This is a genomic window from Paenibacillus sp. JNUCC 35 (assembly GCF_058269095.1).
On sequence record NZ_CM177771.1, the window covers coordinates 2,471,660 to 2,484,569 of the forward strand.

Sequence of the window (12,910 nt, forward strand, 5' to 3'; positions counted from 1 at the left end):
TTTTTGCTGTTGACACTGACATCCATGTGAGAGTTTATAATAGCCTCAGGAACGAATAAAGGCAGAAAGGAGTTTGCCGGAATGAAAATCGGAGAACTTTCCGCCCGTACCGGAGTCAGTATCCGCTCCCTCCGCTACTATGAGGAACAGGGGCTGCTTTCGCCGGTCCGCGGAGACAACGGATACCGGGAATATGCTTCATTCGCCGTAGAACAGGTGCGGACGATCCAACTGTACCTCGGGCTCGGGCTCAATACCGAGCAAATTTCCGGATTTCTTCACTGCGTGCTGATGAACAATGAAGCCTTCTGTTCCGAAGTGCTTCCGGTTTACAAGCAAAAGCTTTCGGAAATCGAAGAGCAGATCGGGGTGCTGCAGAGCATCAAATCGAATCTGGAAGAGAGAATCCATTATATTTTAAACAATAAAACCAAGGAGGAGAAATTTCAATGAGCCTGACAACCGTCAACGATGCAACGTACCTGGACCATATTTCCGATGGAGGCGTGACCGTTATCGATTTTACCGCCGTGTGGTGCCCGCCTTGCAAAACGCTTCTTCCTATTCTGGAAGAACTGAGTAACGAGTATGCCGGCAAAGTGAATATGCTGAAAGTCGATTGCGACGACTCGCCGGAAGCGGCTTCGGCTTTCGGTGTCATGTCGATGCCTACCGTGCTTGTTCTGCATCGGGGCGAGCCGGTGGAGAAGCTTGTCGGCCTGCGGCCCAAATCCGTATACCAATCGGTTTTGTCCCGTTATCTCGGCTGATGGCTCCCTGCTTCGGCGATCCGGAGAATGAAAACGAAAGATTTCGTTCAACTTATACAGAATCGGGGTAAAAGAAGAGAGAGCCTCATTACGAGAAGGAGGGTTACCCATGGCTAACGAGCTCCAGCCCGTCACGGACTGGTTAAATGCCAACACGAACAAGGCAATCCGGATCGCCAAAGAAGAACAGGAAGATATCGACCGGGTCGATCTTCAATTGAGCCAGTTTGAATACCGGGAGTATCAGCCCGATGCTCCGGACGACTATTCGAACGGCAGCGCTTTGCTTCTTTACGGGGAAGGAACGGTCCTTAATAACGGCAGCGAAGAAGCTCTTCCTCAAGGAACCTTTGTTATCCCGCTCGAAGGCCTCTCCGTGGCGGATTTAAGCGAAGACAGCGTCGTGCTGAGAACAGAACGCGCCGTTTATTCGCTGACTCTCGAGTAAGCAGCCGCATGCCAAGCGCATGCGGACGATCGGCAGCCCCCTTTCGGGGGCTATTTTTTTGCCCGTGGCCTTATGGACCGAATAAAGATGTATAAATGGGCGCTGCGCCGCGTCTATTAAAAGAAGAACGTTTTTAAGCATTTGAAGAGGACAGGGAATACTTCCAATCAATTTGTAAGCGATTTCTTTCGAATTAGGAATAATACTCCGTATTTTAAATAATATTAAGGTGGAATTATCCAACTATATTCCGGGGAGGGTTTTTGTTGAAAAGATCTATAAGATGGCTTCCATTGGTTGTCGCCGTACTGCTGCTGTTCACGGCAGCCTGCTCCAAATCCGGAACGGATCCGGGTACGTCCGCATCGCCGGGCGCTTCCGCAGAGCAGTCACGTAAGGGAGATAAGAAGGAAATTACGTTCTGGACGATCGCGTTAAGCCCGACATTCGACGATTACTTAAATGGTGTCATCCAAGATTTTGAAAGTAAAAACCCCGGCGTTACGGTGAAATGGCAGGACATCCCTTTTGAGGCCATAGAACAGAAAACGCTTACATCCGCAGCGTCCGGCTCCTTGGCCGACGTGCTGAACCTGAACACGGATTATTTGAAAAAGCTGGCCGCTCTCGGCGCGGTTGCCAATATGGATGAACTCGCTGCGGACGTGAAAAAGGACTACTTCGAAGGCGTATGGTCGGCCGGCGAGTTTCAGGGAGTCTCGTACGCTCTGCCCTGGTATTTGTCGAACAGCGTCCAGCTTTACAACAAGGAACTTCTTAAAAAAGCGGGCTTCGACGCTCCGCCGAAGACAGAAGAAGAATCGTGGGAAATGTCCAAGGCGATCAAAGAAAAAACGGGCGCCTACGGGAACACCTTGAAAGACATCCACTTATATCTGCCTCAGAACGGGATCAAGCTCGTCAGCGACGATTACAAGAAAGCGGCTTTTAACAACGAAAAAACGCTTGAAATTTTCAAGAAATTCAAGGAGCGGTATAAAGGGGGGCTTATCCCCGATGAAATTTTACTGAACCAGGCAAAGCCCCAGGAGTGGTACGCCCAGGAGAAAATCGCGTTCTGGGGAACGGGCCCGCAGCTGTTCCGGCAGGTGAAGGATTTGTCGCCTCAAGTGTACGCCAAATCGGATTCGGCCGGCGCTCTGGTCGGGTCCAGCGGCAAGGTGAACGTGGCTATCATGAACATCGCCGTTTCCGCCAAAAGCAAACATAAAAAAGAAGCCGCGGATTTCGCCAAGTTCCTGACCAACGGCGAGAACCAGCTGAAGTTCGCCCAAATCGTCGCCATCTTGCCCTCCGTTAAGAAAGCGGCGGAAGATCCGTTCTTCACGAAGGGGAAAGATTCAACGGACCCCGCCGAGAAAGGCTTGTATTACGCGGCCAAACAGCTGGAAATTTCGGAAAACATGTTCCCGCCGGTCGAGAATATTTCGAAAATCAACAAAGCCATCAACGACGAGTTCCAGAAAGTGCTGCTGGAGGATAAAGATCCGGCCAAAGCGCTGCAGGACGCGGAAGCGGCCGTCAACAAGCTGCTTAAATAGGTGAAATCACGCCACCGGACATCACGGTTTTTTTACGGAAGAAGACAAGATCCCGTCACCGGGTTGTACACGTTTACAGCCCGGCGGCTGACGGACTAGGAGGTCTCTTCAAGATGTACAAGACGATTCACGCCTGGGCTTTCCTGGCGCCGGCCGGGATTCTGCTGCTCCTGTTCAGCATTTTCCCTTCCGCGGCGGCTCTTTATCTCAGTTTTACGTCCTATAACGTCTTCGAACCGATGGAATGGGTGGGGCTGGCCAACTACCAGACCCTGATGCGGGATACGGAATTTTGGCGGGCGATGTTCAATACGTTCTATTATTGGATTCTCGTTACGCCCGCGCTGGTTATTCTTCCCGTATTTCTTGCCATCCTGGTTAATCAGGGCCTGACCGGCGTGAAAGTTTTCCGCCTGATTTACTATTTTCCCGCTCTTGTATCCGTTGTCGTCACGGCCTTCTTGTGGGGCTGGATGTTTCAGAGCGAAGGCATTTTCAATTATATGCTGAGCCTGTTCGGAGCGGAGCCGGTGAAGTGGCTGACGAGTAAATATTTCGTGATGCCGAGTCTCGCGATCGTCACCGTCTGGCAGGGTCTCGGCTATTACATGCTGTTTTATCTGGCCGGACTGCAGGCCGTGCCGGAAGATTTGTACGAAGCGGCGGAGCTGGACGGCGCCGGGTTCTGGAGCAAGCATGTCCGCATCACGTTTCCGATGCTGAAGCCGGTTATTTTCTTCGTTTCGGTCGTCTCCACCATGGGCGCCTTCAAAGAGTTTACGCTCATGCTGACCATGACCGAGGGAGGCCCCATCGGGGCTTCGACGACCGTTGTGTATAGGGTGTTCGACGAAGCGTTCAAGCAGCTCGATATGGGCTACGCCAGCGCTATCTCGTTTGTGCTGTTTATCGTCATTCTGCTGTTAACGCTCGTTAACAAGCGTTCGATGGAAGGAGAGTGAGGGACGCGATGCGATTAGAACCGGCAGCTGTGCCGTCCGTCCCGGGCCGGCGGACAAGGCGGAAGAGACGCGTGGGAGTCCGGCGGCTTATTTCTTACGTGTGCCTGACTCTGATTGCGGTCGTCATGATTCTTCCTTTTTTGTGGACGCTGTCCACTTCTTTAAAAGGGCAGAATGAGACCATCTACTCGATGCCGCCCCGCTTTATACCCGAGCTGTTTACGCTGGAAAACTACGCGACGGTGTGGAATTCCCTGCCGCTGCCTTTGTACGTATGGAACAGCACCGTACTCGCTTTCTTCGGAGTGCTGCTTCCGGTCGTATTCTGCTCCATGGCGGCTTTTCCTTTGGCAAGAATGACTTTCAGAGGGAAGGGAGCCGTCTTCCTGATCATTATCGCGACGATGATGATTCCGGGCGAGGTGACCATGATTCCCGTCTATCTGATTCTGAACAAGCTGCATCTTCTCGGTTCGTATACAGGCGTCATTCTGCCCGCCGCCGTCTCGGCCTTCGGCATTTTTCTGATGAGGCAGGGGTTCCTCGGCATCCCCAAAGAAATCGAAGAATCGGCCGTGATCGACGGTGCGGGTGTGATCCGGATCTTCCTGCTGATCATGATGCCGATGGTAAGGCCGATGTTGGCCACGCTTGCCATTCTCAGCTTTATCGGCTCGTGGAACAATTTTTTGTGGCCGTATCTCGTCATTGAGGACGACCGCCTTTATCCGCTCACACTCGGTCTTTACAAGCTCAAAGGCACGTTCGTCACGAATACCAGGCTGATCGCGGCAGGTTCGGTCATTGCTTTACTGCCCATTCTGGCCGTATTTATCAGCTTCCAGAGCTATTTTATAAAAGGCGTCCAATCGGGCGCGGTAAAAGGGTAAGCGCTTTAATGAACGGAATGTGGAGCCGCCGTGCAAGCCGGGCGGCTTTTTCTTTTTTTCATAAAAAGTCCGGAGCCGGGCAGGATAAGAATTCCTTTATAAAACGCGCAAATTGTATTATAATTTCTAATGGATCACTGGACATGAACGCCATTGATTTTTGGGCAGACAAATTTAGGATCCTTGGACGTAGACGCCAACGGTTTAAAGGAAGGTTACTTTTGGAGAAGAAGACTGCACTGAGCCAATTATCAAGCCAGACGGGAAAGATGCTCAGGGAACGTTTTGGCAAAGGACCTGAGTCCATTTTTATCTCGTATAATGAATACGGCATTACTCTACATTTCCGAAATTTCGTGAGTGCAGTGGAAATGATTCTGCTGGATAAGCAGAAAGGCGAAGCCGTCCGCGAAACCCGCCAAATGGTCATGGATGTGCTGCTGCCGGACTTGAAGGAATTCATTACTCAGACCGTAGGTATTGCGATCGAGGAAATCTATTATGACTGGGATTTGGAAGACCACTCGGGCATCATGATCGGCCTGACGAATAAATCCCTCGATGCGGATATACAGGAGAAATACGCCGGATACGAGAAAGTTCATCAGCAGGTGAGCGATGTAACGGCACACGTACAAAAAATTCCCGACCATATTTATTCGTTCTGGACGAATCCGAGAACACTCATTATCGTCAGGGAAGGCTTGCTCATCATGCTGGAGAAAGAGCTGATTAATACGGGGTACGAGAATGCCCTTAGGGTCGCCAAAACATCCCTCGAAAAGAAGCTCTTACTGCATGATGTAGATATGGAACAAGCGATTGGAAGAACGGTGACCGGTTTGTATCTGGACTGGGATTTCGAGAGGGACAGAAGTGTTCTTGTCTATACATTTAAATAAAATCATACGGACTGAATGCCCAGATATCTTACATACGCTGGTCATGAGCCAAGATCGCGCGGAAGCGCGTTTCTTGGCTCTTGCTTTTTTATTGAATCAAATCGTCAAAAGGAGGAATCCGGAACTCTTGATACACGTACATGGAATGAGTAAGCAAATGCCGTATAATCAGGCAGAGAGCGGCAGGCAGACCGGCGGAGCGGACGGAAGTTCCTCCGGACGCAGGTTCGAAAAGCCTAAACCGCGGGGATATACGTACACGTCGGAACGAAAAATCAGGCTTCCGGAGAAAATAGCCGTTTCGAAGGAGCTGGATCTGACCGGCGCCTATCTGTTATTCCGCTTCTCGGATTCACCGGGACCGGCTTATCCGGCTTTGTCTCTGCTGCCCTCGGCTCCTTCGAAGAGAGATTCCCGGAATGGGGAGGACTTGTCCATCCTACTCGCGGAGGACAATCCGATGAACCGGAAGCTCTTGCAGACCATTCTGAGAAAACGCGGGTTCGAACCCGACATCGCGGAGGACGGGGCCGAGGCGGTCGAAGCTTTTGCGCGTAAAGCATACGATCTTATCTTTATGGACATCGCGATGCCCAACATGGACGGCCTTGAGGCGGCAAGAAGAATCCGCGAGGCGGCTCCCGGTGACAACAGTCCCGTAATCGTGGCCGTGACGGCTTACGCCCGCAAAGAAGACCGGGTGAAGTGCCTGGCGAGCGGGATGCAGGATTATGTCAGCAAGCCTTTCCGGATCGCGGAAATCGAGGACGTGCTGACGAAATGGATCGGTTATATCCAAGGGTACAAAAAATAAGAAAAGAAGCTGGTTTTCGGTTGGCGAAAATCAGCTTTTTTTTGTGTTTAGGTGCCCATGGGCTGACTGGGCCGCTTCATTTACTTTATTTGCTTCATTTACAGGAGATTGCAGGATGAAACGGGAGGTTAGCGGAAAAACTTAAAAGGTGCTTTGACAAACCGTTACGGAAATTGTTACACTGGGAGTCCGTCAAAATTCAGGGTTATCCCCGCGGAATAGAACCTTTTACCAAATTCTAACTACGAAAGAAGCGTCTGCATAATGGAAAGCAAATTTGTCAAAGAAACAAGATGTATGAAAGTAGCCCGGGTATTCCCTCCCGATGTTAACAACCACAACACGATGTTCGGCGGTAAGCTGATGTCTTATATCGACGATATTGCCTCCATCTCGGCGTCCAAGCTCTGCCGGGTAACGGCTGTTACGGCATCTACGGACTCCGTCGATTTTCTATACCCGATCCGTCCTTCCGATTCGGTCTCCCTCGAGTCTTTCGTCACCTGGACAGGCAGAACGTCCATGGAGGTGTTCGTTAAAGTCATTACCGAAGACCTGGTGACCGGCGAAAGAAAAATCGCGGCGACCTCTTTTCTGACCTTTGTCGGCCTGGATGATAACAACAAGGCGGTGCCGGTTCCGAGAGTCATTCCCGAGACCGAAGAAGAGAACAAGCTTTACGAGACCGCCGAACACCGCGCGGAAATTCGTAAGGTCAGAAGAGAAGCCAGCAAAACGTTTGCGGACTACCTGCTGACCAAATATCCTTGGGAATAAGCGCAAGGCAGGCTGGGAGCTCCAGCAAAAAGACTTCGGCGGCAATTAACCGGAGTCTTTTTTTGTTTCAGCCCGACTGACAGCGGGTAAAGAAATGGTTTATTTCCTTTCCGGGATTCGATATAATAGCGGGTAAGATTAACGAAGACTATCGAGGAAGGGATTGAAGGATCGGTTGAAAAATCGGTTGATTGAAGATCGTGTCGCACGGCTTTTGCACGAATCGAACAGTCAGGTTCAAGTCACGCTGGAGTCGCATTTTCCCGGAGGACGGATGGCCGGCGGAAAGTACAATATGGGCCGTCATCTCATCACCTTATATATAGAAGAAATCAAAGCGCAGTGCATGCAGCTGTACGGATCGCTCGACCTGCTGGAAGCGTATGTCGACATTGTCCTTGCCCACGAAATCGGTCATGCCGAGGACGCGGATCTGGACCGCCTGGCGTCCCTGATGGACGCGTCGGACAGCGAGCTAGAGCGTAGTCGGATCGCGCTGCGCATCGAAGAAAACGCCTGGGCTTACGCCCGCGCGCTGCTGCCGGAAACGAGCGGTCCCATGCTCGACGAGATCGTCCGGGAGTCGCTGCAGGCTTATCGCGAAGCGATTGACGAACTGGAGCTTGAACTCCAGCCGATCGGAGCTTAATGAACCCGCCTTATGCACGTTTAAAAGAGCGTGGAGGCACGCTAAGCTTGGTTGGTTTCCTACCAATAAAAAAACCGGAAGCTTCCGGTTTTCGAACCCGCAGACCCGTTCCATCCGGAACGGAACCTGCGGTTTTTTTGTTGTGCGGATACGAAAGCGGCAGTGGAAATCTGGCGGCCGGACAACTACCGGACGTGCGGGAGCCGGGGATCTTTTGGCCGGGCGGAGCCGAGAGAGAACGGAACATACATGAGCAGGAAAATGACGAAAGCCGCGGCTTCCAGAGACAGAAGGTACCACGGATACGGGCCGAGATAGTCGATCAGGGAAGCCGTTTCGGGCTTGCGTGCCAGGAACATATAGTTGCCCCCGGTCAGGAGGTTAACGGTCCCGACTCCGAGCAGCAGCACATTGAGGTAACCCATGGCCAGGAACACGGATTTGAAGGTCGGGCGGAAGCCCTCTACCCAGATCAGATAAAGAACCCCGAGAATAATAGCGATATGAGCGGCAAAAAATTCAAAAAAACGGAAATGCGGGAAATCGTACCAGAGTACCGGCGTGGCAAGCGCCATAAGCGCCCCGCCGATTCCGGTGAAATAAACCACCTGAAACAGGAGCCTGCTTTTAAAAAGCAGCATAAACACACTGAGATAAAGGGAAATGCTGCAAAGTTCAAGCGGAAGGGTGTACCGGACGTCGTAGATTCCCTCCGCCGCGTACCACACGTTCAGACCCGTTTCGCACAACACCAGAATGACGGCGATGACGATTCGTCCCCGCAGAGCCCGATTCCCCTGAGTGAACCAATTCCTCGAACCATAGAGCGCAAGAACGAGGGCCGCAAAAACCGTTAAAGCCGCCCAGTGCGCTCCCGAAAAAGCGGTAAATCCCTCCGCTTCGTTTGCGCCGAAAAAGCGCTCCATTTCTTAAGCCCCCTCAAAAAACTCATTTTTTCATTATATTAACATATTTACCTGTGTGTCGAAGGTTTTTTTGCTAAATCGCTCTTTCAAACTATCCGGGATTGGTTAAGTAAGGAGAGAGGAGGTGTTCATTAGATGATGAGTAATCATGAAGAAGCCCGCAAGGCCGATTTTTCCAATGAGACTCCTGAGATAACACCCAAGACACCGCCGGAAATCAAACCGAATGATGTGCCGGAAGTGGCTCCGCGAACGGTACCCGAAACACCGCCGGCCGCTCCGCCGGAAATCAAGCCGACGGTTCCTCCGGAGATCAGCCCGCAGAGAAATCCGGAGTTTCCGGATCAAAACCGATAGATTGAGAGAGACGGGGCGGGCAGCTCCGGACACTGAAAATTTCCGACTTGTCTTTTTCCATTTTCCAACAAAAAATTGGAAAATAATCGCCGAGAGTTTGACAAACATCTCGGCCGACAAGATCTATAATCACATTCATGCGCGTAATCGCACATATCCAAGCGGGTTCCGTCATAGGTATCTTGTAGAGTGTTTTCAAAGAGTAGCTCGACTATGACAGGCAAACGCTAATTGACATGCACAGAAGGAGAAGATTAATTGTTTATGGAGAGAAGAGAAGAACCCGTGATTTTGTTCCAGGCCTCACTGTCTTTAGTCGTGTCCGCAGCTAATAAATCACAGGCTGCCGAAACGGCTGCTTTCATCTTAAACAAGGAAAGCATTGATCTTGGCCCCGTTCAGATGCTTAACGTGCAGGGAGAGAAAGCTGAATTCCGGATGGAGTCCGTAGATGCGGTCGAGTGGACGCGAGTGGAGGATATCCGCGAAGGAGGCCGTTTCAAAGTGTACGGCACGATCAGGCTGAAGCTGAGAGCAGGCAGCCCGGAAGATTACGCGTCCGTGATTCAAGCAGGCTTGTCCGGTTATCACCTGCCGCGCTCGGTCATCCACGATCACACGGTATGGGTCATTCCGACAAACTGCGGTCCGGCATTCGCATGTGTGCTGGATGAGAAAGCGTCCTGGAAACCGGCCGTCCAAGAACCCGCCATGCTGGTTGCGGTTGGTTAACGATAAAGACTGTCTCCCCCCTGGGAGACAGTCTTGTTTTATGTCTTTATTTTTTTCTCATTTCGAAAAACTCGCAGCCGAGACGGTCGTGATAAGTCAGTTCGCTGACCCGGGTCTGCACCACAACCATGGAATCGTCGAAGCGGGTAATGACGGCTCCCGTATCGATAATATGATCGTTTTTGAACACGCGGACCGGCGATTGGCGGTCCATGGCTTCTTTAAAATCCTGGTCGGTCGTTAAACGGCGGTTCTGGGACATGGGCAGCTCTCCTTGATCTTTAAGCACGTTCTTGGTTATAAGTCTTTACCCGCTCTATGTTACCATACATGCCGGAAGGAGTCAGGTCTTTACCGGTAAAAGGGTACCGCCGGGCGCTGGTAGATTGCTGGAAGTTGCCGTCCGCCACCCCCATATCTTCAACGCGGTACGAAAGGTAAAGGAGAAGGGGGATTGGAAGGATGGAAAAAAAACGGTGTTTATTCTGCGATCAAATCGTGCCGATCGGCCGTGAGGACGGGTACGATTTATATACGGGATGCTATTGCTCGCCGGATGGCTCCTACGGACTTCACCGGGACAGCTACGACCCTTACAGTGTTTTGTCTTATCAGACCAAACATCTCATGTTTCCCGTCATATCCGCCTACATCCGGGAGCTTACGGACTGCGGGGAGACGGTTCGCCTTACCATTGACGATCTGGAAGGAATCCGGAACTCGCCCCGTGTCCCGGTTACGATAGAAGACAAAGGCATCCGGCTTCTGCAATTTTTTCACAGGCACAGCGAAGGCCCGGACGAAGCCGTCGTGCTGCAGCAGCTTCCGAAGAGTTACAACTTGACGTATTCGCCCAACCTGCAGGAGCTGATCTATATCATCGAGAAGTTAAAAGAAGAACGGCTGCTCGAACGCATGGGCTCCAGCTTCAAACTGACGGCGCAAGGCTGGAAAACGGCCGAAGAAAGCCTGGGCGGCAAGCGGCTTAAGCCGTGCTTCGTCCTGCTTCCCGAAGACGTGGAGACCCGGCTCCAGTGGACGGAGAAAGTGCTGCCCGTCATTGAGCAGTGCGGCTACGAGCCGCGCACGTCGGAGAGAACCGCCCGGGAAAAGGAAGCGGACTACAGCCTCCGAATGATCGCGGACAGCAAGCTCCTCATCGCGGACTTGGGCGCCCAAGGGCCGGAAGTGTTTCTGGCGGGCGGATACGCGCTCGGGCGCAATATCCCTGTCATCTGGACGTCCAGACGGGTCGGGGATGAGGCGACCGCATCTCCTTCCGAGAAAATCCGGCCTTTCGTCTGGGAGACGGCGGAGGAGCTCGCGTCTATTTTGAAGCAGCGGCTTACGAGCGAAGTGTTTTAAGGAAAGGTTTTAGGGACGGCCATCCGGGAGGATGGCTTTTTTCATGTGCCGTCCGGGAACGGAGACCGTAACTTTTCGTCATTTTCTGCGTCCAATACAAAGTAAACATGGGGAGGGCACATAATGAAGAATAGAAAATGGATGGCGGCAGCCGTCTTAGGCTGTATGCTGACAGGTTCAGCCACGGCGAACGCCTATGAATCGAGATTGAAACCGTTCGGGGACGTGCCGGAGAGCACCTGGTCCGCCGAACATATTTATACGCTAGCGGCCGTGCAGGCGCTGGACGGCTATCAGGACGGCGGGTTTCATCCGCTTGCGGCCATGTCCCGCGAAGAGTTTATCAAGCTGCTCGTCACGGCGGCGAAAACCGGGTATGATGCGGATCATCCCGTCACCCTTAAGGATGTCGGCCGGGAGCGCTGGTCCTATCCGATGATCGGCGCCGCTCTTCAGCGCGGCTGGATCAAAGCGATGGTGGACAGCGGCGGAGCCTTCCATCCGGCAGCACCGATCCGCAGGGAAGAGGTGGCCTACGCGATGGGAAGCCTGCTGCTGGACAAGCTGAGCGAAGCGGAGCGCGCAAGCTGGCTGAAGAGCGGCTGGAAGCGGGAACAGAGCAGCCGGGCGTTCGCGGACGCGGCGGGAGTCGACGAGGCGCTGAAGCCTTACGTCTATTACGCGGTGAACCGCGGAATGCTGGAAGGCAGCGAGAACGGCCTTGAGCCGGACGAGCAGCTCAGCCGACAGGAAGCGGCTGCGGTCATCAACCGGCTGCTGCATAAGGAAGCCGGGAACAAGCCGCTGGAGGTGACGGGGTTTTATGCCGTACAGTCGTACAACAGCCTCGGCAAAATGCCTCTTCTGGACCGCGTTGCCCTCGGCTGGTGGCACCTGAATTACGAAGGTGCCGGCTCCGCGAAGCTCGGTTCGACAGGCGACCCGTTCAAGTTCAACCGGCCAGACGGCTGGGAAGAAGTGACGGCTGCCGCAAGCTCCAGTCACGTTTCCAAAGATTTGATGATTTTTGCCAACAAATCGCACCGTGTGGAAGAGTTTCTGGGGGATGCCGCAGCGCGTAAGGCGTTTACGGCAGCGATTGCGGAAACTCTTTCCGATCCGAAGTACGGCTTCACCGGGGTTTGCATCGACTTTGAGGATTTGTACGGAGCGGACAAGAAAGCGGAGTTTGCCGCCTTCCTGAGCGAAGTCAAGGAAGCGGCGAAAGGCAAAACGCTCACCGTAGCGGTGCCTCCAACCTACTATTTCGAAGGTTACGATCTTCCGTCCATAGGTAAGACGGCGGACACGGTCATTCTCATGGCGTACGATTTTCTGTACAAGCCGGACCGGCTCCCGTCCGCACCGCTTCCGCTAGTGGCCGAAGCCGTGAGGGATACGATTAAGGCGGGCGTCCCGGCGGAGAAACTGGTTCTCGGCGTCAGCAAGAAAACGGACCAGTTTATCGATCAGGGCGGAACGACGACCTACGCCTCGCCGGCGAGTTCGGCCGTGGAAGAGCGTCTGAAGAAACCCGGAGTCCAGTCGACCTTGTCCGTTCCTTATCTGCTCGGGCATATCCGGTACACGGATGGAGGCGCGCACGAATTGTTTTACGAGGATTCCGACAGTTTGGACCGCAAAATCTGGCTGGCGCGCTATTACGGCTTAAAAGGGGTTTCCCTATGGTATATGGGTCAGTTTACGGATAGCGATTGGCAGCGGATCGACGCAGTGAAGTGAGAGATGCCGGAGC

Annotated in this window: 16 protein-coding genes; 14 read left to right on the top strand and 2 right to left on the bottom strand. The window is 52.8% G+C overall.

Annotated features, from left to right (window positions below; all coding sequences use genetic code 11):
• Positions 1-81 precede the first annotated feature (81 nt).
• The 10 genes from AC2TF6_RS11440 to AC2TF6_RS11485 all read left to right on the top strand — a co-directional run bounded on the left by AC2TF6_RS11440 (position 82) and on the right by AC2TF6_RS11485 (position 7,774).
• A complete protein-coding gene (locus tag AC2TF6_RS11440) occupies positions 82-453 on the top strand; it encodes a MerR family transcriptional regulator (protein WP_491311086.1) in 372 nt (123 codons plus the stop codon).
• The gene (locus tag AC2TF6_RS11445) at positions 450-770 is read left to right on the top strand and encodes a thioredoxin family protein (protein ID WP_491311087.1); all 321 of its coding nucleotides are present in this window, start codon (positions 450-452) and stop codon (positions 768-770) included. Before AC2TF6_RS11440 ends, AC2TF6_RS11445 begins: the two co-directional genes overlap by 4 nt.
• Positions 771-879: 109 nt before the next feature.
• Positions 880-1,218, top strand: a complete 339-nt coding sequence (gene ymzB, locus AC2TF6_RS11450; RefSeq protein WP_491311088.1) for a protein YmzB — start codon at positions 880-882, stop codon at positions 1,216-1,218.
• A 266-nt stretch (positions 1,219-1,484) separates the two neighbouring features.
• Positions 1,485-2,780 (top strand): ABC transporter substrate-binding protein, encoded by a 1,296-nt coding sequence (locus AC2TF6_RS11455; RefSeq protein WP_491311089.1) that lies wholly within the window; start codon positions 1,485-1,487, stop codon positions 2,778-2,780.
• Between the two features lie 113 nt (positions 2,781-2,893).
• Positions 2,894-3,742, top strand: coding sequence for a carbohydrate ABC transporter permease (locus tag AC2TF6_RS11460; RefSeq protein ID WP_491311090.1), 849 nt, complete (start codon positions 2,894-2,896; stop codon positions 3,740-3,742).
• Positions 3,743-3,750: 8 nt separating this feature from the next.
• Positions 3,751-4,632 (top strand): carbohydrate ABC transporter permease, encoded by an 882-nt coding sequence (locus AC2TF6_RS11465; RefSeq protein ID WP_491311091.1) that lies wholly within the window; start codon positions 3,751-3,753, stop codon positions 4,630-4,632.
• Between the two features lie 221 nt (positions 4,633-4,853).
• Complete coding sequence (locus AC2TF6_RS11470; protein ID WP_369996852.1) at positions 4,854-5,534, top strand: Na-translocating system protein MpsC family protein; 681 nt, start codon at positions 4,854-4,856, stop codon at positions 5,532-5,534.
• 127 nt (positions 5,535-5,661) lie between these two features.
• Positions 5,662-6,348 carry a response regulator gene (locus AC2TF6_RS11475; RefSeq protein WP_491311092.1) on the top strand — a complete coding sequence of 229 codons (687 nt, stop codon included), beginning with the start codon at positions 5,662-5,664 and terminating at the stop codon, positions 6,346-6,348.
• A 264-nt stretch (positions 6,349-6,612) separates the two neighbouring features.
• A complete protein-coding gene (locus AC2TF6_RS11480; protein WP_491311093.1) occupies positions 6,613-7,125 on the top strand; it encodes an acyl-CoA thioesterase in 513 nt (170 codons plus the stop codon).
• A gap of 175 nt (positions 7,126-7,300) precedes the next feature.
• On the top strand, positions 7,301-7,774 hold the full coding sequence (locus AC2TF6_RS11485; protein WP_491311094.1) for a hypothetical protein: 474 nt from the start codon (positions 7,301-7,303) through the stop codon (positions 7,772-7,774).
• A 185-nt stretch (positions 7,775-7,959) separates the two neighbouring features.
• On the opposite strand, the gene AC2TF6_RS11490 is transcribed toward AC2TF6_RS11485, so the two are convergent.
• A complete protein-coding gene (locus AC2TF6_RS11490) occupies positions 7,960-8,700 on the bottom strand; it encodes a YwaF family protein (protein WP_491311095.1) in 741 nt (246 codons plus the stop codon).
• Positions 8,701-8,835: 135 nt separating this feature from the next.
• Between AC2TF6_RS11490 and AC2TF6_RS11495 the strand changes: the two genes are divergently transcribed.
• Together AC2TF6_RS11495 and AC2TF6_RS11500 are read left to right on the top strand one after the other, a co-directional pair.
• A complete protein-coding gene (locus AC2TF6_RS11495; protein WP_491311096.1) occupies positions 8,836-9,057 on the top strand; it encodes a hypothetical protein in 222 nt (73 codons plus the stop codon).
• Positions 9,058-9,321: 264 nt separating this feature from the next.
• On the top strand, positions 9,322-9,789 hold the full coding sequence (locus AC2TF6_RS11500) for a hypothetical protein (RefSeq protein WP_491311097.1): 468 nt from the start codon (positions 9,322-9,324) through the stop codon (positions 9,787-9,789).
• A 46-nt stretch (positions 9,790-9,835) separates the two neighbouring features.
• Here the strand turns inward: AC2TF6_RS11500 and AC2TF6_RS11505 are convergent, their stop codons facing one another.
• Positions 9,836-10,051 carry a hypothetical protein gene (locus AC2TF6_RS11505; protein ID WP_491311098.1) on the bottom strand — a complete coding sequence of 72 codons (216 nt, stop codon included), beginning with the start codon at positions 10,049-10,051 and terminating at the stop codon, positions 9,836-9,838.
• Positions 10,052-10,251: 200 nt separating this feature from the next.
• Between AC2TF6_RS11505 and AC2TF6_RS11510 the strand changes: the two genes are divergently transcribed.
• Both AC2TF6_RS11510 and AC2TF6_RS11515 read left to right on the top strand, forming a co-directional pair.
• Positions 10,252-11,154 carry a hypothetical protein gene (locus AC2TF6_RS11510; protein ID WP_491311099.1) on the top strand — a complete coding sequence of 301 codons (903 nt, stop codon included), beginning with the start codon at positions 10,252-10,254 and terminating at the stop codon, positions 11,152-11,154.
• Positions 11,155-11,277: 123 nt separating this feature from the next.
• On the top strand, positions 11,278-12,897 hold the full coding sequence (locus AC2TF6_RS11515; RefSeq protein ID WP_491311100.1) for a glycosyl hydrolase family 18 protein: 1,620 nt from the start codon (positions 11,278-11,280) through the stop codon (positions 12,895-12,897).
• Positions 12,898-12,910 lie beyond the last annotated feature (13 nt).

Excerpts from the sequence above, each read along its gene's own strand:
- AC2TF6_RS11465 (WP_491311091.1), top strand. The coding sequence starts at position 3,751 with ATGCGATTAGAACCGGCAGCTGTGCCGTCCGTCCCGGGCCGGCGGACA.
- AC2TF6_RS11490 (WP_491311095.1), bottom strand. The coding sequence starts at position 8,700 with ATGGAGCGCTTTTTCGGCGCAAACGAAGCGGAGGGATTTACCGCTTTT.
- AC2TF6_RS11510 (WP_491311099.1), top strand. The coding sequence starts at position 10,252 with ATGGAAAAAAAACGGTGTTTATTCTGCGATCAAATCGTGCCGATCGGC.
- AC2TF6_RS11500 (WP_491311097.1), top strand. The coding sequence starts at position 9,322 with ATGGAGAGAAGAGAAGAACCCGTGATTTTGTTCCAGGCCTCACTGTCT.
- AC2TF6_RS11445 (WP_491311087.1), top strand. The coding sequence starts at position 450 with ATGAGCCTGACAACCGTCAACGATGCAACGTACCTGGACCATATTTCC.
- AC2TF6_RS11480 (WP_491311093.1), top strand. The coding sequence starts at position 6,613 with ATGGAAAGCAAATTTGTCAAAGAAACAAGATGTATGAAAGTAGCCCGG.
- AC2TF6_RS11505 (WP_491311098.1), bottom strand. The coding sequence starts at position 10,051 with ATGTCCCAGAACCGCCGTTTAACGACCGACCAGGATTTTAAAGAAGCC.
- AC2TF6_RS11460 (WP_491311090.1), top strand. The coding sequence starts at position 2,894 with ATGTACAAGACGATTCACGCCTGGGCTTTCCTGGCGCCGGCCGGGATT.
- AC2TF6_RS11495 (WP_491311096.1), top strand. The coding sequence starts at position 8,836 with ATGATGAGTAATCATGAAGAAGCCCGCAAGGCCGATTTTTCCAATGAG.
- AC2TF6_RS11440 (WP_491311086.1), top strand. The coding sequence starts at position 82 with ATGAAAATCGGAGAACTTTCCGCCCGTACCGGAGTCAGTATCCGCTCC.
- ymzB (WP_491311088.1), top strand. The coding sequence starts at position 880 with ATGGCTAACGAGCTCCAGCCCGTCACGGACTGGTTAAATGCCAACACG.
- AC2TF6_RS11515 (WP_491311100.1), top strand. The coding sequence starts at position 11,278 with ATGAAGAATAGAAAATGGATGGCGGCAGCCGTCTTAGGCTGTATGCTG.